Here is a 17,852-nt window from a genome sequence, read left to right as displayed (position 1 = left end):
GCGGCCAGAGAAACTTTTTGAAAAAAGTTTCTCTGGACTCTTCAAAAACTTTTAATAAGCTTCGCTGCTTTGTTTGAGAGATCGTACATGAATAAAATAGAAAGTTTTAAGATAGATCATACTAAGTTGAAGCGCGGGATTTATGTCTCCCGCCGTGATCAGATCGGTGCTGAAAATGTCACCACTTTTGATCTGCGCGTTAAAGAGCCCAACAACGAAGCCGCCCTTGATTCTGCGGCAGCACACACCCTTGAGCATATCGGGGCTACTTTCCTGCGTAACCACTCTGAGTATGGTGATAAGATTATCTACTTCGGCCCGATGGGTTGTCTGACCGGATTCTATCTGCTGCTTAATGGTAAATATGATTCAAAGGATGTTGTGAGTTTGATTCGGGAACTGTTCAAGTTCGCTGCTGATTTTGAAGGCGATGTTCCCGGTGCTTCTGCTGTGGAATGCGGAAATTATACTTTGATGGATTTGTCTTTAGCAAAAACTGAAGCCGCGAAATATTACGCGGAAGTGCTGGATGGGATTGGTTTAGATAATCTTAATTATCCTGAGTAGTCAGATTGTTTAGAAAGTGCTTTAAAAACGAAAAAGCCGTTACAACTTAGTTGTAACGGCTATTCTAGGCAGGTGGTGCCGAGGGACAGAATTGAACTGCCGACACGGGGATTTTCAGTCCCCTGCTCTACCGACTGAGCTACCTCGGCGCCGGAGAAATCGTTTCTACGCAGATCGTAAAACGAAGTCAACAATTATTTGTGAATTAAAACAAATGTTGGCAATTCTATTTCGATAATGCGTTCATAACAGCTATATGAGTCTCTTCTCTGAATTCGCCCATAGTAATGTCTTCGATCACATTGCGTAGTAATTCTTTGTGTATTTTATTCTCAGCTATCCAGACAGCATAGTTCTCCATTTCTCGAATAAATGAAGAAACACAGTAGTCATAGCCATTTAAAGAGAGAAAAAAGGCTCCTAATGCGATGGATGTTCTTTTATTGCCATCGTTAAAAGCGTGGTTCTTGTTGATTGCAAAACAGAGATGAGCAATTTTATCCAAAAAATCTGGATAATATGAGTCATTTTTAATGAGTTCAAGGACACTCTCTAGGCTGCCGGAATTGAGAACCCCATGAGTTCCTCCAGATTCGGAGATTATATAGTCGTGAACTTCAACAGCATGGGCTAAGTCAATGTAGAAGACCTTCATGTCTACTTATCCTTGAGTCTTTTGAACACAGCGATGTTTTCATCAATACGCTCTTTAAGGTCTTTACTCTTTTCTCCTAAGAAACGTTCAAAATCACTTTCAGGGACGCTCTGAATGTAGGCTTCAAGCTTTGAGTGTAATGCATCTCTAAAGCAGAGGTCTCTGCTAGCCATTTTAGATCGCGCTTTAGTAATCAGTGGTTTAAAAGCACGTTGTTTTGCAAAGTCACTAAATATTGTGTTGGCTTCCTGAATTGATAATTGGCGTCCTAAAACTCTGGCCTTATTTTCCAGTTCCTCGGCCAGTCCTGCTTCAAAGCTTGCTACAAGGTCAAGCACTTCGGCATACATGGTGGATCGTACCCTTTCTTTGGCAGCTAGGTTCAGTATTTTTTTATATTCCGTAGCATTTTCTTTGAAGATACTTTCGTACACTAGGTTTGTATATTTTCCATATTTCCAATTGGGGGCATCGATATACCTATTTACTGCAGCAGTGAATTCTTTACGATAGTTTTCTTCTTGAAATGCTGCTGGGAGATAGTCTTCATCTCTTTGGTTGATATATTTGGTTCGTCCACCTGATTTATGGGCTATCGTGTCAATGACAATGCTTAATATTCTACTTCTGATTTCTTTTGCTTTTTCGCTCTCGCTCAGGAGCATTGCCAAGTTAAGTACTGATTTAAAGTTAAATATTCCAATGCGTTGAGCTTTGTGACCGACATTGATGTCGGTCTGTTTAGATAATTCTTTGAAATCTTTGAGGTCTTTTCCTCTTAGGAGTGTGTACCCATTCTTTTCAAGTTCTTCACCATGGGTGGAAAGATATCTTTCGATAGTTCGGACATCCACTTCCAGAAAAATAGCAACTTGCTGCTTGAGAAAGACTGGTTTGCCTTTCCATTGAAAGCCGACGAGACCTATAGTTTCTTGCAGTTTTTCAATGGCGAATGGATTGTTAAGTATGTTTTGTCTATCTATGCTGGATTGTGTGAGTGATATTTTTTCAGCCATTGTTTTCTCTGATTGTTGGTCGTGAATAAGTTGCTTTAAATATAAAGATTAATATTCCGTAAGTCTACAAAAGCAGAAAGGGCTTCCGAACGTATTTGCTCAGAAGCCCTTTTGCTGATTATTTGTTTTGACTACTTTCCATTCATCTTTTCCAGAACCTTATACAAAGCCTGAGTTCCTAGCTCCTCATAACCCAGTGCCATGGCTGAGATGTAGAACTGGTTAACCAGCGCCAGTCCGGGCAGGGAAAGGTTCATGCGTTTGGCTTCATCAAGGGCTATACCCATGTCTTTTACAAAGTGCTTGATAAAGAATCCGGGGTTGAAATCATCATCCGCAATGCGGCGGCCAAGGTTGTTGATGGACCATGACCCGGCTGCACCGGAGCCGATCACATCAATTACTTCGTTGAGATCCATGCCCGCTTTGTATGCATAGAGTAGTGATTCCACTGTTCCGATCATGGTTCCGGCGATGAGAATCTGGTTGCACATCTTGGTGTGCTGACCGGCGCCTGCTTTACCCATAAGCTGAATGTTGTTGCCCATTACATCAAACAGGGGCATCACCTCATCAAAAATTTTCTTTTCCCCGCCGACCATGATCGCCAGAGTTGCATTGCGTGCGCCAAGGTCGCCGCCGGAAACCGGGGCATCAAGTGAACCTACGCCTTTAGCGGTCGCTTCTTCGGCAATGCGTTTAGCCAGTGCAGGTTCGGAAGTGGTCATATCTACAATGATCTTTCCGGAATCTGCGTTGGCAAGTACGCCGTTCTCACCAAGAATGGTCTGTTCCACGTCAGTGGGGTAGCCTACGATGGTAAAGATAATGTCGGCTTTTTTCGCAACTTCCGCCGGGGAAGCGCACCATGTTGCTCCTTCGGCCAGCAGCTTGTCAGCTTTGGACTTGGTGCGGTTGTATACAAATGCCTCATTGCCTGCTTTCATCAGGTGCATGCACATGGAACCGCCCATGACACCTGTTCCGATCCATCCGATTTTCATGCTCATAATATTTAATCCTCATTAATGAAGTTGGTTACAGTAAATTTGAGTATTGGACGTAATTACCACAGGGAAGAACAGTCCGTAAATATGGCTTTTGTCTTAGTTGTTATTGGTAAAGTGCATAGGCCGTGGCTCCAACCATGAGTACGACCATGGAAATATTAACCGTATGACGCACGAGGGGAGAGCGCAGCATTTTGATGAAAGATTCACCTGCAAAGCACCACAAGGAGTGAAAGAAAGCGGCTCCACAGGTAAAGGTGCCTACAAATATGAGGATTTCAGTGAAGCGGTTTGCGCTTGGATCGGCAAATTGGGCAAAGGCCGCGACTGTCATTGCGTAGTGTTTCGGGTTAAGTGGGTGCAGGGCCAGCCCTTCAACAAATTTAAATGCTTTAGGTTCATTGGAAGAATTAGCCTGCATGTTCAGTACCTTCCAAGCGAGGTATAGGATATAGACAAGACCTCCGACCTTGAGAACAGCGGATACCTGCGGGTAAGCCAGAAAAAGTTCTGCCAGACCTATCGCAGCCAGTATATCCATAGTCATGCCGCCGATGATCACGCCCGATAGAAATGGAATTGAACGTTTGAAACCTACGGCTTGGCCAAGGGCCATGGATGCGATGTTGCCCGGTCCCGGTGTACCGGTCATGACAATGACAAATATTAGGAAAGCCCAGAAATTTTCTTGCATTTTTTTGCCTCCGGCGGCTTAAACTTTTTTGCAAAAGGGTTTAAGAATCCCAAAACCTTTTATTACGCTTCGCGTCTTCGTATGGTTAACTGGGGTTAATTTTGAGATGGTTGGGCGTTGTCCGGACAACGCCCTACAAGGGGACCACTGGACGTGGTTTGTAAGCAGCTTGGGATGATTGTGTGCTTGTTGCTGCTTAATTGTATTCATATGCTTGACATTGTATGCAGTCAAATGAAACATTGTCTGCATGACAAAATGGTTACCTGCACTCGAAAAAAGTTCGCGCCCGAAATTTAAGCGTTTGGCTGATGCCATTGAACGGGATGTTTATTCCGGAAAACTCAGTCCCGGAGATAAGCTTCCTACTCATCGTGATCTTGCTGATGATCTGAAGATGAACGTGAGCACGGTGACCCGTGGTTATGCCGAGGCTGAAAAAAGAGGGCTCGTCTGCGGTACTGTGGGGCGGGGGACCTTCATTGCCTCCGATGCGATCACGTCATCATCAATGGTGACCTTTGAGCCGCACGCTCCGGGAATGATCGAATTGGGTATGGTTAATACCTTCTATGATCTGGACCCGGATATTCAAGATGGTATGAAGCGGCTGACCCGCCGTCGCAATCTGAATGCCTTTCTGCGCTATACCGATCCGCAGGGATTGCCGGAGCACCGTGAGGTCGGTGCTGATTGGGCAAAGCGTTATCATTTGGAAACTACGGCCGGGAATGTGTTGGTTTGTTCTGGTGCCCAGCATGCGCTGAATTGTTGCTTGAGCAGTCTTTTCCGGTCAGGGGATCGTATAGCTACAGATCCTCTTATTTATCCGGGCATGAAAACCCTTGCCAATATGCTCGGTATCAGGCTGGTTCCTGTGCCGATGGATGATCAGGGCATGATTCCTGAACAGCTGGACAGAATTTGCCGCCGGGAAAAAATCAATGGTGTTTCGCTTATGCCCGGAGTTCAGAATCCAACTTCGGCCTGCATGCCCCTTGAGCGGCGGGAGCAGATAGCCATGATCGCCTGCAACCATGATCTGACCATTATTGAAGATGATGCCTATGCCCTGACGGTGGAAAGTGACCTGCCTCCGATAACATCATTTGCCCCGGAACGGAGCGTGTTCATTGCCGGTGTTTCTAAATCAATTGCCGTTGGTTTGCGGGTTGCATTTATGGTTGCGCAGGGTGAACGTTTTAAACAGTTGGCTCACGCTATACTTAATACCGTATGGATGACTCCTCCCCTTAACGTAGAACTCCTTTGTCAGTGGATTACCGATGGGACAGCGGATATTACTGTTAAGCTCAAGCGTCAGGCAGCGCGTCGCCGTTTTGAAGCGGTCGAGGATCTGCTGGATGGCATGGGGCTTGGAGTGAATCCTTCTGGGTTCTTCCTGTGGCTCTCTCTACCCGAACCATGGAAAGGCTATATGGTTGAGCAACGCGCCCGCGAAGCGGGATTGAATATCTTTGGAGCTGAAAAATTTGCTGTGGGCGGCGGGCCCGTCCCGGCCAATATCAGGCTCTCTTTGAGTGGGCCCAAGGATATTGAGCAGTTAAGGAAGGGGCTTGGGATTTTGAAGGTGATTCTGGATGGCAGGGATTCTTTCAAAGAGGCTATCCAAGAAGGATTGGATGAACTGGCTAAAGGGAAACAGATTCCCCACGAGGAAGTGATCAAATCCATAAAACAAATTGGGTATGATGTTAGCTAACTCATTTCTTGCCAATTTTTCTTAGCAATTGTAGTCCCATTTCATGGGACACATCATCGGAAAAGATATCTATCGTCAGTTGGGTGACAAAGTGGACGGAACCACCGTGCGTATGCCGTGGTCCGATTCCATGCGTGAAATGCTTAAGGCTCTTTATTCTCCTGCGGAAGCGGAGCTTATTGTGCGCATGCCTTACCGCCCCTCTTCTCTTGAGCGGATTTCAAAACTGGCAGGTATTGACGAGCGTTCATTGCGTCCCATGCTCGAATCCATGTGTCACAAAGGTCTGGTCTGCGATCTCTGGGAGAAGGATCGTTATCTATATATGATCAGCCCCTTTGTGATCGGCTTTTTTGAATTCACCATGATGCGTACTAAGGGTGAGCTTGATTCCGCTAAATGGGCAGAGCTGTTCAGCAATTATATGTTCGGTGACAAGTCTTTTTTTGAAGCCAACTTCGGTAATGATGAGCAGATTTCCATCATGCGTGCCCTGCCTCATGAAGGCACTATCCGCAATGTGGATCATGTGGAAGTGCTCGATTATGAAAAAGCTTCCGCGATGGTCGCGGAGCAGGACCGCTTTGCGGTCAGCCTTTGTTCCTGCCGCCACGAGAAGATGCACCTTGGTGAGCAGAAGTGCGGCATCGACCTCGAAACCTGCACTTCTATGGGCGAGGCAGCGGATTTTCTGATCCGTAATGATTTTGCCCGTGAGATTTCCCGTTCTGAAATGGACGACATTATGGCTCGTTCACGGGAAATGGGTTTCACCCTGACCACTGATAATGTTCGTGAGAATGCCGGATTCTTCTGCCATTGCTGCGGATGCTGCTGTAACCTGATGAACGGGATCAAGTATTCAGGTTATCCGGGCATTGTGGTTTCCTCCACCTTTATTGCCGGGATTGAGCTTGCTGATTGCAATGGTTGCGGAAAATGCGCACGTGCCTGCCCCATTGATGCTATCACCATGCATAAGGAAAATGTCCCCGGAGCTGAAAAGCCGCGCCGTTTTGCTGAAATCAATAAGAACATTTGCCTCGGATGCGGTGTCTGCGCGCTTAAATGTCCCACCGGTGCTTTACAGATGGATAAGCGCGAACAACGTGTTATCCATCCCGAAGACAGTTTTGAGCGGGTCATTCTGCAATCGCTTGAACGCGGCACTCTACAAAACCTTATCTTTGATAATCCAAACAGCCGTAGCGAGGACTTTATGCGCTCGCTTCTGGGTGGCTTTCTGAAGCTTTCCCCGGTTAAAAAGGGATTGATGGGCGATACCCTGCGCTCCCGTTTTCTAAGTGCTTTACGTAAAGCCACTTCCTAATTCGTCTTCATTATTCCGCTCTTCTTTTTATTGTGCCTTGTTTGTAACTTAATAGGTTGCTGTCAGGGTATATTCTGATATTATTGAGCCAGCCTCTTCTCCGGGTGCGTGCTAAAATTTCTAAATCGAACTTTTCCCAATCATGTATTTTCCCAGCCCCGGATCTTTTTTATTAAATATATTATTTTTGTGTTCTTGAAGTAAGATCTTTTATCTGCAATGCTTTCAGTAAGTTTTAGTTTATTTAGTTTATAAATAATATATACTTTATTATGCTAGCCAAAAGCGAACAAAATTTTCATAAACGAAAAACATTTAGGAACACAAAACATAAAAATGTTAGAAAGTGGTCATTTTTTGCATGCAAAATGATTTCAAATCTGTTAGAAAGCAATTAACCAAGAACTTGATACGCAGGTCCGCCCTTTAAGCGGCCCTTTCGGTTAAACATAAACAAGGCAGGTATGAGAAATGGGTGTAACCAGACTCTACAAAGCAATTTTCGAAATCACCAGAGCTGTTAACTCCAGTCTGGAGCCGGAAAAAGTTCTTCACAGCATTGCCGAGAAAGTGGCAACTGAAATGGAACTGAAAGGTTGTTTTATCAGACTTCTTGATCGCAAGGGTGAAACTCTGTTGGCAGACGCATCCTACGGTCTGAGCGAACGTTACGAAAAGAAAGGTCCTGTTGAGGTTTCCAAGAGCCGTCTGGACCAGGAAGTTCTTGATGGTAAAATCGTATCCATCGCTGACGTAAGAAAAGATGATCGCTTCCAGTATCCTGAAGAAGCAGCAAAAGAAGGTCTCTGCTCTCTCGTAGTTCTTCCCCTTACCGCACGCGGTGAAAAAGTAATCGGTGTTCTGCGCGTATACTCCGCTGAGCTCCGCGAATTTTCCGAAGAAGAACTGGACTTCCTCAAGTGCGTTGCCGACCTTTCCGGTCTCGCTCTTGAAAACGCCCGCATGTATAGCGCCCTGAAGCGCGCAAGCGAACTGGCAAACGATTACATCTACCGCGTCGACGATCTGTAAGACGTGTTAATATAAGGAATTTAAAATGAGCAAAGTAAAAGTAGGTATTAACGGTTTCGGCCGTATCGGCCGTCAGGTTCTGAAAACCATTTGGGAAAGACATCGTGACACCATCGATGTTGTAGCCATCAACGACCTTTTCGATATCGAAACAAACGCAGCTCTCTTTGCCAGAGATACCAACTACGGTAAGTTTCCTGCAGAAGTGAAAGTAGAAGGCACCACCATGTTCGTTGGTTCCGACTACACCATCAAGAACTTCGCAGAGCGTGATCCCCGCCAGATTCCTTGGGGTGAGTGCGGTGTTGATATCGTAATCGAGTGTACCGGTATTTTCAGAACCGGTCCTACCGCTGCGCAGCACCTTGAAGGCGGCGCCAAGAAAGTTGTTATCTCCGCTCCTGCAAAGGAAGAGGACATCACCGTTGTAATGGGTGTTAACCACAAGGATTACGATCCTGCAAAGCACACCATTATTTCCAACGCTTCTTGTACCACCAACTGCCTCGCGCCTATCGTTAAGACCATGCACGAGAAGTTCGGTATTGAGAAAGGTGTGATGACCACTGTTCACGCATACACCAACGACCAGCGTATCCTCGACCAGCCCCATAAGGACCTGCGTCGTGCCCGCGCTGCCGCTTGCAACATGATCCCCACCTCCACCGGTGCGGCTAAAGCTGTTGCTCTGGTTATCCCCGAAATGGCAGGCCGTTTCGAAGGTTACTCCGTGCGTGTTCCCACACCCACCGTATCCCTTGTTGACTTCGTTGCAGTGCTCAAAAAAGACACCACCACCGAAGAACTCAAGGCTACCCTGAAAGCCGCATCCGAAGGCGAACTCAAGGGCATCATGGGTTACTCCGAAGCTCCTCTTGTTTCCTCCGACTTCCTCGCCGATCCTCACTCCGGTATCGTCGAAGCGGACTTCACCGTTGTACAGGGCGGCAACCTTGCCAAGGTTTACGCATGGTACGACAACGAATGGGGTTATTCCTGCCGTCTGGCCGACCTGATCGACTACATGGCAAAATGCGGTATCTAAGGATACTTCTTTAATTACAGTACAATAAATCGGCAGTGGCTCGGGATGTTTGCCGCTGCCGGTTTTATACCCTTCTCCTGAAAGGGTTTAAAAACTCCCTATATTCAGCAGGTAGTGGATGTATCTGTTGGATGGATGAGATTCTTAAGATTGCCAAAAGAGGGCGGACCTGAGTTACCTGACTCCGGTCCGCCCTCTTTGCTATTTTGCGCTTCTGTGTCTGTGATTTTGCGCTTTAAATCAATATGTAACAGGAGAAAATGGCAATGAAGGTCGTAAATACGAAAGGTGGTAACTTTGTAAAGGGACTGGCTGCTGACGGTTTGTTCGGGGCTGAAGCAGGAGAAGGCATACGTCCTGAACTGGAGAAGTTGAAATCGTTGAAAAATATTGAGCCCGCGCTGTTGCAGCGTGCTCGGGACCGGGAAGAGGAAGAGCGCGATTTGCGGGTCTTGGATGCCTACAACCGCTTTGAAAGTGGTTTGCAGGAGATTCTGGCCAACCCTGAATCAGGTTTGATGGAATTAAGGGCGGGGGATGCTCAGTCGGCAGTATTTGAGGTTAACGATTATTTTACAGAAGAAGGGGGAAGGCTGCGTGACGGGCTGCCCGATGATGAATGCCGGACCCGTTTTATGGATATTCTGGAATCACGACGCAAGACAGCAGTGGATGCTGTTGCCCGTCACCAGAGTCAGGAATATCAGAACTGGAAGGAGGTTACAGCCGCAGCAACCATAGATTCAGTGCTTAAGGCGGTTAATCTCAGTCCTGATGCTGCTTCGCTGAAACATGGGGAACGTCTGCTGGAGGGGGCTATTCTGCGGCTATACAGGGGTAGCAATCCTGAATTTTTGCAATTGCGTTTGCTTACAGTAAAGCAGGCCATGTATGCCGGGGCGTTGGAAGCTATCGGGGTTAAAGATCCGGTGACTGCGTTAATTCTGTGCAAGAGTTGGAAAGCCCAGCTGGGCGAAGGCCACTATGATCGCCTTTACGAAATGCTTGAACCGCAGGCCCGTAACCAGCATATGAAGCAGGAATTTTACGCCCTGCGCGACATGGCTGAAGAGCAGCTTGAAGCAGAGCTGGAAGACCTGAGTGATGCTGAAATGCGCCGTGAGCTTAGGGAAATGATTATGGCCGACCGTCAATTGAGAGAAAGGGCACAGCTCAATGGTGAGAAAGAGCGGATTAATCTGGCCTGTCGGATATTGTTTAAAAGATTCGTGGAAGGAGTGCTAAGCACATCAGACATCCTTGATTCAGGTCTTGATGCTGAAATGCGTTCCATGTGGCTGCTTATTTTCAGCCGCAAAGATGAAATGGGGACTGACGAAGCTTTAATCACGATTGTTCAGGAAATGGTTGAGGATGCTGTCAGTGAAGAATATCAGATTTACGCTGCAATTCCTGACGGACTGGGGGGAGCTGATGCATCAATGCTGGCTACATTGTTTTTGCTTAAGGATAATCCTGAATCCCGCCTTATGATCAACGGCCTGCGCGATATAAGTGAGCGGTGTGAGATAATTTGCGGTGATCTGCGTGATCAGGCTGCAGCAATTCGTGATTTCCTGCACCGCGTGGCTGTGCTGGTCAGTAAGGGCGAACCTTTCAGTATAACCAAGGTACGCAATGAGGTTATTACGGATCATTTCGGTAAAGCCGAAGCAAAGAAAGAGATGTCTGAAACCGAGGGGCAGGGTCTTGATACTCCTGTTGAGAGAGAACCTGTTAATCATATCACGGATGAAGATGAAGTTGATGAGCATGAGGTTGCAGAAGAGGCTGAAGCCGGTCAGCTTCCCAAAAAGAGTGATGAAGAGTAATCTGATATGAAATCTTAGAAACGGAGACCGTATGCGTCGTTTAATCGTACCTCTTTTCCTGTTTGTATTTTTGGCCGGATGTGCACAAAAGAATGTGCCTGATTCCGAGCACTATCTTGCTCCTTTGCCGAAATCCGTAATGCAGGTTGATGACGTGCAGCTTGCTTACCGAACATTTGGCGAGGGTCCCCCTCTGCTCATGATCATGGGTTTTGCCGGGACTATGGATCTTTGGGATGCGCAGCTGGTTCGTGAATTGGGCAAGGAGCATACGGTGATCATCTTTGATAACCGGGGCATGGGCAGTTCAAGTAATGGGACTGAGGAAATAACCATTTCCCGTATGGCCGTGGACAGTGCCGGGTTGTTAGGTGAACTCGGCTATCCAAAAGCTGATGTGTTCGGCTGGTCCATGGGCGGACTGATTGCTCAGGAAATGACGCTTAATTATCCTGACAAAGTAGGGAAGCTGGTTTTACTTGGTGCTTCCTGCGAAGCGAAGCCTGTTGCAGATATTACCCAAAAATTGTTGAAGATGGATGTCAAAGAGTTGCTGAGCCATTTCTTCCCGTCCGGTTGGATTGAAAAGTATCCTGATGCCTACGCAAGGCTGCCACGTCCGGCAAGTCCTCCAGACACGTCAATAATTCAGGCTCAGGCTGATGCCATGATAGAGTGGGATGGATGCTGTTCGCAGCTTAACAGTCTTGATAAATCTACGCTGGTCATTTCCGGTCTGGATGATGATATCCTGCCTGAGAAGCTGTCCGCTAAAATAGCGGACCAATTAAAAGGAAGCTGGCTGATACGCTACAAGAATGCAACCCACTGGCTCATGTATCAGGACCCTGTTGGTCTTGGCCGGACAGTGAATAATTTTCTAGCTACAGAGCAGGATTTGTTTCCGAACTAATTCAACAAAAAAGCGTCCTGTTTTTAGAAAACAGGACGCTTAATTTTTTACCAAATATTCTTAGTATTATCCTTGATGTCATCAAATAGTCTGGTGAAATCATCAAAGGCGGTCAGTGCTGCGGCTGCTCCCTGTCCGGTGGCGGTAATGATCTGGCGTACGCCTCCGGTCACGTCTCCGGCTGCATAAACCCGTTCCACGCTGGTGCGCTGGGTGGGATCAACTTTGATGAAACCATCCGGGCGCAATTCACATCCCAGTTTTTCAGCAAGTTCGGTGTTGGCGGTATGTCCGATAGCAACGAAGACTACATCAGTATCAAGAATGGTTTCAGTGCCGTCTTTGTTTACGATGCGTGCAGATTCCACCTGATCTTCACCGATGATCTCGGTAACCTGACTGTTCCAGATGATATTGATTCCTTCACGGTTTACGGAATCCTGCAGAACCTTTTCAGCTCGGAACTTATCACCGCGATGGACAATTGTGGTTTCAATGCCCAGATGTTTGAGGTGCAGGGCATCGGTTAGCGCAGTGTTACCGCCACCGACTATGACAGCCTTGCCGCCTTTGTAGAAGTTTCCGTCACAGGTGGCGCAATAGCTGACACCATGCCCGTAAAATTTATCCTCGCCCGGAACGCCTAGCATGCGCACATTTACACCGGTCGCAAGCAGCACTCCCTTGGCCCGATAGTTCTTTTCATCGGTAGTTATTTCTATACGAGGACCATATTTAACGTCCTTAACTTCAGCGAATTGCTGGATGTCGGTGTATTCACGAGCATGGGAACCGAGAATTTCCACAAGCTCAAAGCCTTGAATGTTGGTGAATCCCGGATAGTTTTCAACCTTGGGAGTCAGAGCAACCTGTCCGCCCACACCTTGTTTTTCAAGGATGATACAGCTCAGTCCGCTGCGCTTGGCGTAAATCCCGGCACTCATACCCGCAGGTCCCCCACCGATAATGGCTAGATCAACATCTTCGTAAACAGTGTCTTCGGTGGTTTCCGCTTTTGCCGCTCGTTGTTCTTCGACCACCTCTTCGAGTGGTTTAAGGAAAAGCAGCTGAAGCATAAATTTTTCTTCCGGTTCCAATCCGGTGAAAGTCACTGTGTCATTGATATCAGTATGCGGAACGGAACCGACCTTGTATTCGTGGGCCATGTTTTCATTATCAAGGGTGGATATATTCCATGCGGAGATCTTATCCGGTCTGGCAACGGCAGCCTTGAAAGCGTTAATGGCCTGTCCGGGGCAATAGGGACAGGTCGGACTGGCAAAGATTTTGACCAGACGGTCTTCTTCAAGCGGTTCTAGTATTTCTTTTGTAGACTCGGAAATTCCGTCTGCACCTTTGGAAGCAAGGTTTAAAGCTTCTACCAAGGCACGTCCTTCTTCTCCGGCAGGTGCACCCAGAAAACGGATATCGTATTCATCCGGTGATATCAGTACGGTGGGAGTAGCTATAATATTACGGTTTTTACCCATTTCACTGTCTACCGCATATTCGCGTAACTCGATCTTATCGCTGATCACATTGAAAGCGCGACAGATGTTGAGGGTAAAATCATTATATTCGCGGTGTTCACCTTCGGCAGTATAAACTTCTATAGTTACAGTGCGTTTGAATTCAGCGAAAAGTTTTTCAAGATATTCGCGGCTCTCTTCGGGAATGAAATTGCGGTATTTTTCTTCTGCGCTCAGTGTGCTCATGGTCAGCCTCCTTATTAATCCCGCTTTGATTCGGCGGGCACGAATCTTCTTATCAACTATAGTATAGTTCTTTCATTAATATTACTTATTTTACAGGTTCGGAAAAGGTTTTTCCCGAATCAACGTCTTTTGACTATCAGTAATGATTATTAAAAGCAATGAGAACTATAGTTATTTAAGGACAATTTCAAATAAATTGCATACCAAGAATTTTGTGTTGTCAGGAGTAATGCCGAGCTTGGCATATATGGGTTTAAGGTTGCCTTTGTGTCCCCAGAGTTCGCCTGAGTACTGTTGAGGAACGACTAGTTGTTTTGGTTCTGATCCGTGCATGGCCAGTTGGGAGCTCAGGAAAAGGTAAAGAGCTTTGGAGCGGATTTTTTGTCCTAAAGCCGGGTGGACAGGCCCAGCTACAATGTTATCTTCAAAGCCTTCTTCGTGGGCGACCCCTATACGGATAACATGGATTTTGTGCTGCCAGAGACGCAGCAGGGCAGGTGCAAGTTCCTCTTCAGTTCGGCTCAAAGACCACGGAGTGTATTTACCCGCGAGGTATAGTTTTTCCAGTCCGGTTCCTTTCACCGTTAGGCAGGGATAGATACGCACCGCATCGGGCTTGAGACCAATGGTTTGGCTGATGTCGCGCTGAAAATCTCCGCGCTTTGTTCCGGGCAGCCCGGGTAAAAGCTGAATACCCAGCGAAAGACCGCTTTCCCGGATGGTGCGGCAAGCATTGATAGCAGTTTCAGGGGAGTAGTTGCGTGCGGAGCGGCGCAGAACTTCTGCTGAAAAGCTCTGGATGCCCAGTTCAATCATGTCCAGTCCGGATTCCCGCAGTTTTAAAATCTGATCTGACTCAATACAGTCCGGTCTTGTGGAGCAGCGTACTTTGGTCAGGAACCCCTTTTGTTTGAATTTTGCGGCAAGTAAAATGAAACGTTGCTGCCATTCAAAGGGAAGTGCGGTAAAAGTTCCACCGAAAAATGCCAATTCAAGTGGTTTGCGATTGCCTTGAGCGAAAAATGTGGGAATTTCATGCTCAATGTCTTGATATATTTCGCTTAATGTCTTAGCTCCTGTTCCAGTCTGTCTATCTTGAGAGCAATAAATACATTTTGTAGGGCAGCCCATAAAAGGCATAAAAACCGGCCAGATGCGTGTTTTTTTGTGGGGCGGTTCTGGATGTTTAAAAAATGTAGTGCTCATAGTTTCATGGTGTTCAGGCGAAAAAATAAGACAAATCATGCCTTTGTTTAATAAATTAGCTTGATTAAAAAAACGTGGTCGGTTATTTATTTAAATATAACTGTCTCTTGAAGCTTTCAGGGTCGGTTTAAGACTATTTGTTATAACATGCAACTGTGGGAACAGCAGTATTCATTATGAGTAATCAGGATTGTATTTTCTGCAAAATTATAGCCGGTGAAATTCCCTGCTTCAAGATTTATGAAACAGATAAGGTGCTCAGCTTTCTGGATATCGGGCCGGTCAATAAAGGCCATGCTCTTGTAATTCCCAAGCAGCACTGCGAAAATATTTGGGATCTGCCCGCAGAACTGGGGCAGGATATAATCACCGCCGCCCAGCTTGCCGGAGATGCCATAGTCAAGGCAACAGGCGCTGATGGCTTAAACCTGATTATGAACAATAATGAAGCGGCAGGACAGTTGGTCTTCCATGCCCACTTTCACCTTATTCCCAGATTTAAAGAGGACGGTTTCGTCCACTGGGCCCAGAGTGAATATGAAAGTATGGATGAAGCATCTGAGCTTGCCCAAAAGATAGAAAAGATGATAATGGGATAAATTAATAGTAATTTATTCTCAGACGATAACGCCTTTTTACCTGAATCGCCGTGTTCGGCTCTTTTGTCGGCACGGTTAACATTAAAACCGCCGCCCCTGACCGCAGGGCCGGGGACAACGGAGGAAAGGAATGGCTACCGGAAACACCCTTACTAAAGCCAGCGTTGTTGACTACATCTATGAAAAGACTGACCGGAACAGAGCTGAAATCAAGGAACTGGTTGAATCCATCCTCGACATCATGAAGCAGGCCGTGAAGAAAGATCACGCCATGTTGATCAGTGGTTTCGGTAAATTCGAAGCTTACGACAAAAATGCTCGTAAGGGACGCAACCCCCAGACCAATGAAGCAATCACCCTGCCCGCACGCAAGGTTGTTGTTTTCAGGCTCTCCCGCAAGTTCAGGGCTGAACTGAACGGATAGAACAGCCTGCATTGCAGTCTGGATTTTTCCCGCTTTGATATTTTGTAATGAAACAAAGGAGCTGGGCTTTACCCGGCTCCTGTTTCGTACTTTTGTGCAATTTATCAGATAGCGGGTTCTTTTCAGATTTGATGTGCACAAAAAAACGCCCTGTCGAACCGACAGGGCGTTTTTTTGTTTCAGTATTTTGTGAACTATTCAGTAACGAGAATTACGTTGCCGTATTCATCGCCTAAACTAGTCATAGCATCTTCGGCAGCCGGGATGTTGTAAAAGTATCCCGCCTGAACTCGCATGAATTGCTGGCCGTTTACGTTCACTTCCACCATGCGTGATTCCTTATAGCCGCCATCTCGCAGGGATTGCAGCACATTCTGAGCGCGGTCATGGTCGGTGAATGCACCCACCTGAATGTAGTAGTGGGCCTGAGCAGTCGCTTCTTCAGTGATGATGATTTCTTCAACTTCAGGTGCGGCCTGCACAGTTTCTTCCATTACAGCCTCTTCTGCCGGAGCTGCTGTTTCAGCTACAATTTCAGTGGCCTCTACCGGTTCCACGTTAACATCTTCAATGGCACGTAGTTCAACCGGGGTGATACCTTTGTTCACAATGCCGAGCTTGGATGCAGCAGAGTATGAAAGGTCGATAATTCGCAGGTCTGGATCGGCAAAGGGACCGCGGTCGTTAATCCGGACGATTACCTTGCGCCCGCTGGAGCGGTCGGTAACTTCAAGCATGGTGCCCATGGGCAGGGTCCGGTGGGCTGCGGTCATAGCGTACATATTATATGTTTCGCCGTTAGCTGTCGTCTTGCCGTGAAAGTCGTCACCATACCATGAAGCAAGTCCCTGAGCTTTGTAGCCTTTGGAGCTGAGATGGGGAATATAGGTCCGGCCATGTACGGTGTACGGGTCTGTTTTCAGGACCGGCTTGACCACATTGGGGGAATCCTGCCTCTTCACTTTATGATGAGTGATTGCGGGAGTGGAATAAACTTTCTTTTTTGCACAGCCTGCGGGTATGAGCAGCAGCAGGACTGCAAGCATAAGTACATATCTGGACATTGGAGCCTCCGTCATATGGAAAAATCTTTATTTACCGATGTCCTGAGGAAATAATCGGTAATCCATCCATAGTTGTTGAATGGGTTAAAGTCCAGCAGTCATTGTTATAGATATAAAAAGGTATGATTAATTTTATATTTTGCATGCATGATATACCGCAAACATGCCGCTGAAATGCTGGACCCTATGGTTCTGCTGTGACAAATTCACATGAACAAATGTTTCAAACAAAGATAGGGACTACTATATGAGATGTGTATGTGATCAATGTGCAGCTGCGGATTCAGCCGGGACAGGCAAATGCTTAAAGGATTTTTGGATATTTGATCATTTCTGTGAGAGCCAGCTGCAAGATTTGCAGACCATAGGCATCAGAAGGGAGATACCTGCCGGACAGCTTATCTTTAACCAAGGCGGAAAGGCTGATGAATTGTTTCTTATTAGATCGGGAAGTATCAAACTCAGCAAGGTCAGTGAAGACGGTACAGAAGTGACCCTTGATTTTCGTAGGTATGGCGATGTGCTTGGTGAAGATATCTTTTCCGGTGTTGAAGCCTATCCTGTAAGTGCCATGGCAATAGATGACACAGTTACCTGCGGCTTTAATTTGAGTGATTTCCAGTCGCTTGTCCGGAAAAAACCGGACATTGGACTTAGTGTGATAAAGTCCATGAGCAATAAGATTTCGGCACTCTCCAACAGGATTGGAAGTATTGCGGAGGTCAACCTTGAAGACAGGCTCTACAGTGTCCTTTCCAGTATTTCCAAGGAACATGGTTGCCGGATTGGTGATGAGTACACTTTCCCGTTCAAATTAACTCACGAAGAACTGGCTTTTCTGGTTGGAGCGCACCGGGTCAGTATCACTAAAGCTATGCAGGCATTGATCTCCAAGGGCAGAATATGCTGCACCAATAAGATTATTACGCTTAAAAATTGTTAATGTAGTCTTGGCTACAGAATTTACTCGTTTGCTTCCTTAGATAGTTGGGCAGTGCTTATGCAATCATCATGAACCCAATAATTA

17 protein-coding genes and 1 tRNA gene are annotated in these 17,852 nt (G+C 46.6%); 10 read left to right on the top strand and 8 right to left on the bottom strand.

The features are described from left to right. Positions 1-87 precede the first annotated feature (87 nt). Positions 88-567 (top strand): S-ribosylhomocysteine lyase, encoded by a 480-nt coding sequence (locus tag DESAL_RS19100; protein WP_015853611.1) that lies wholly within the window; start codon positions 88-90, stop codon positions 565-567. A 73-nt stretch (positions 568-640) separates the two neighbouring features. Here DESAL_RS19100 and DESAL_RS19095 read toward each other — a convergent pair. The 5 genes from DESAL_RS19095 to DESAL_RS19075 all read right to left on the bottom strand — a co-directional run bounded on the left by DESAL_RS19095 (position 641) and on the right by DESAL_RS19075 (position 3,942). Further along, positions 641-716, bottom strand: a tRNA-Phe gene (locus tag DESAL_RS19095). Positions 717-793: 77 nt separating this feature from the next. Next, positions 794-1,222, bottom strand: coding sequence for a type II toxin-antitoxin system death-on-curing family toxin (locus tag DESAL_RS19090; RefSeq protein WP_015853610.1), 429 nt, complete (start codon positions 1,220-1,222; stop codon positions 794-796). Positions 1,223-1,224: 2 nt separating this feature from the next. Further along, a complete protein-coding gene (locus tag DESAL_RS19085; protein ID WP_015853609.1) occupies positions 1,225-2,238 on the bottom strand; it encodes a hypothetical protein in 1,014 nt (337 codons plus the stop codon). Between the two features lie 131 nt (positions 2,239-2,369). Continuing rightward, on the bottom strand, positions 2,370-3,248 hold the full coding sequence (locus DESAL_RS19080) for an NAD(P)-dependent oxidoreductase (RefSeq protein WP_015853608.1): 879 nt from the start codon (positions 3,246-3,248) through the stop codon (positions 2,370-2,372). Between the two features lie 103 nt (positions 3,249-3,351). After that, entirely contained in the window at positions 3,352-3,942 is a 591-nt protein-coding gene (locus DESAL_RS19075) for a LysE family translocator (RefSeq protein WP_015853607.1), read from the bottom strand. Between the two features lie 250 nt (positions 3,943-4,192). On the opposite strand from DESAL_RS19075, the gene DESAL_RS19070 reads away from it, so the two are divergent. The 6 genes from DESAL_RS19070 (at position 4,193) to DESAL_RS19045 (ending at position 11,817) form a co-directional block, all read left to right on the top strand. Further along, complete coding sequence (locus tag DESAL_RS19070) at positions 4,193-5,665, top strand: aminotransferase-like domain-containing protein (protein WP_015853606.1); 1,473 nt, start codon at positions 4,193-4,195, stop codon at positions 5,663-5,665. Between the two features lie 43 nt (positions 5,666-5,708). Further along, a complete protein-coding gene (locus DESAL_RS19065; protein WP_015853605.1) occupies positions 5,709-6,995 on the top strand; it encodes a 4Fe-4S dicluster domain-containing protein in 1,287 nt (428 codons plus the stop codon). Positions 6,996-7,466: 471 nt separating this feature from the next. Further along, the gene (locus tag DESAL_RS19060; protein ID WP_015853604.1) at positions 7,467-8,027 is read left to right on the top strand and encodes a GAF domain-containing protein; all 561 of its coding nucleotides are present in this window, start codon (positions 7,467-7,469) and stop codon (positions 8,025-8,027) included. Between the two features lie 25 nt (positions 8,028-8,052). After that, positions 8,053-9,072 (top strand): type I glyceraldehyde-3-phosphate dehydrogenase, encoded by a 1,020-nt coding sequence (gene gap / locus DESAL_RS19055; RefSeq protein ID WP_015853603.1) that lies wholly within the window; start codon positions 8,053-8,055, stop codon positions 9,070-9,072. A gap of 266 nt (positions 9,073-9,338) precedes the next feature. Beyond that, positions 9,339-10,904: a hypothetical protein gene (locus tag DESAL_RS19050; RefSeq protein ID WP_015853602.1), complete on the top strand. Its 1,566-nt coding sequence runs from the start codon at positions 9,339-9,341 to the stop codon at positions 10,902-10,904. 31 nt (positions 10,905-10,935) lie between these two features. After that, positions 10,936-11,817 (top strand): alpha/beta fold hydrolase, encoded by an 882-nt coding sequence (locus DESAL_RS19045; protein WP_015853601.1) that lies wholly within the window; start codon positions 10,936-10,938, stop codon positions 11,815-11,817. Between the two features lie 47 nt (positions 11,818-11,864). Here the strand turns inward: DESAL_RS19045 and DESAL_RS19040 are convergent, their stop codons facing one another. Both DESAL_RS19040 and DESAL_RS19035 read right to left on the bottom strand, forming a co-directional pair. After that, on the bottom strand, positions 11,865-13,532 hold the full coding sequence (locus DESAL_RS19040) for an FAD-dependent oxidoreductase (protein ID WP_015853600.1): 1,668 nt from the start codon (positions 13,530-13,532) through the stop codon (positions 11,865-11,867). A 171-nt stretch (positions 13,533-13,703) separates the two neighbouring features. Continuing rightward, on the bottom strand, positions 13,704-14,738 hold the full coding sequence (locus DESAL_RS19035) for an elongator complex protein 3 (protein WP_015853599.1): 1,035 nt from the start codon (positions 14,736-14,738) through the stop codon (positions 13,704-13,706). A gap of 176 nt (positions 14,739-14,914) precedes the next feature. Between DESAL_RS19035 and DESAL_RS19030 the strand changes: the two genes are divergently transcribed. Both DESAL_RS19030 and DESAL_RS19025 read left to right on the top strand, forming a co-directional pair. Further along, positions 14,915-15,337, top strand: coding sequence for an HIT family protein (locus DESAL_RS19030; protein ID WP_015853598.1), 423 nt, complete (start codon positions 14,915-14,917; stop codon positions 15,335-15,337). 130 nt (positions 15,338-15,467) lie between these two features. Beyond that, on the top strand, positions 15,468-15,761 hold the full coding sequence (locus tag DESAL_RS19025; RefSeq protein ID WP_015853597.1) for an integration host factor subunit alpha: 294 nt from the start codon (positions 15,468-15,470) through the stop codon (positions 15,759-15,761). 194 nt (positions 15,762-15,955) lie between these two features. On the opposite strand, the gene DESAL_RS19020 is transcribed toward DESAL_RS19025, so the two are convergent. Next, positions 15,956-16,825 (bottom strand): septal ring lytic transglycosylase RlpA family protein, encoded by an 870-nt coding sequence (locus DESAL_RS19020; protein WP_015853596.1) that lies wholly within the window; start codon positions 16,823-16,825, stop codon positions 15,956-15,958. 247 nt (positions 16,826-17,072) lie between these two features. Here DESAL_RS19020 and DESAL_RS19015 point away from each other — a divergent pair, with 247 nt between their 5' ends. Continuing rightward, a complete protein-coding gene (locus DESAL_RS19015; RefSeq protein ID WP_015853595.1) occupies positions 17,073-17,768 on the top strand; it encodes a Crp/Fnr family transcriptional regulator in 696 nt (231 codons plus the stop codon). The last annotated feature ends 84 nt before the right edge of the window (positions 17,769-17,852 follow it).

This window comes from Maridesulfovibrio salexigens DSM 2638 (assembly GCF_000023445.1).
Taxonomy (GTDB): Bacteria; Desulfobacterota; Desulfovibrionia; order Desulfovibrionales; family Desulfovibrionaceae; genus Maridesulfovibrio; species Maridesulfovibrio salexigens.
This window is presented reverse-complemented; position numbering and strand designations above follow the sequence as displayed.

Coding starts and splice junctions, on each gene's coding strand:
- DESAL_RS19020 (WP_015853596.1), bottom strand. CDS start 16,825: ATGTCCAGATATGTACTTATGCTTGCAGTCCTGCTGCTGCTCATACCC.
- DESAL_RS19025 (WP_015853597.1), top strand. CDS start 15,468: ATGGCTACCGGAAACACCCTTACTAAAGCCAGCGTTGTTGACTACATC.
- DESAL_RS19075 (WP_015853607.1), bottom strand. CDS start 3,942: ATGCAAGAAAATTTCTGGGCTTTCCTAATATTTGTCATTGTCATGACC.
- DESAL_RS19085 (WP_015853609.1), bottom strand. CDS start 2,238: ATGGCTGAAAAAATATCACTCACACAATCCAGCATAGATAGACAAAAC.
- DESAL_RS19070 (WP_015853606.1), top strand. CDS start 4,193: ATGACAAAATGGTTACCTGCACTCGAAAAAAGTTCGCGCCCGAAATTT.
- DESAL_RS19080 (WP_015853608.1), bottom strand. CDS start 3,248: ATGAGCATGAAAATCGGATGGATCGGAACAGGTGTCATGGGCGGTTCC.
- gap (WP_015853603.1), top strand. CDS start 8,053: ATGAGCAAAGTAAAAGTAGGTATTAACGGTTTCGGCCGTATCGGCCGT.
- DESAL_RS19060 (WP_015853604.1), top strand. CDS start 7,467: ATGGGTGTAACCAGACTCTACAAAGCAATTTTCGAAATCACCAGAGCT.
- DESAL_RS19100 (WP_015853611.1), top strand. CDS start 88: ATGAATAAAATAGAAAGTTTTAAGATAGATCATACTAAGTTGAAGCGC.
- DESAL_RS19065 (WP_015853605.1), top strand. CDS start 5,709: ATGGGACACATCATCGGAAAAGATATCTATCGTCAGTTGGGTGACAAA.
- DESAL_RS19035 (WP_015853599.1), bottom strand. CDS start 14,738: ATGAGCACTACATTTTTTAAACATCCAGAACCGCCCCACAAAAAAACA.
- DESAL_RS19090 (WP_015853610.1), bottom strand. CDS start 1,222: ATGAAGGTCTTCTACATTGACTTAGCCCATGCTGTTGAAGTTCACGAC.
- DESAL_RS19030 (WP_015853598.1), top strand. CDS start 14,915: ATGAGTAATCAGGATTGTATTTTCTGCAAAATTATAGCCGGTGAAATT.
- DESAL_RS19045 (WP_015853601.1), top strand. CDS start 10,936: ATGCGTCGTTTAATCGTACCTCTTTTCCTGTTTGTATTTTTGGCCGGA.
- DESAL_RS19050 (WP_015853602.1), top strand. CDS start 9,339: ATGAAGGTCGTAAATACGAAAGGTGGTAACTTTGTAAAGGGACTGGCT.
- DESAL_RS19040 (WP_015853600.1), bottom strand. CDS start 13,532: ATGAGCACACTGAGCGCAGAAGAAAAATACCGCAATTTCATTCCCGAA.
- DESAL_RS19015 (WP_015853595.1), top strand. CDS start 17,073: ATGAGATGTGTATGTGATCAATGTGCAGCTGCGGATTCAGCCGGGACA.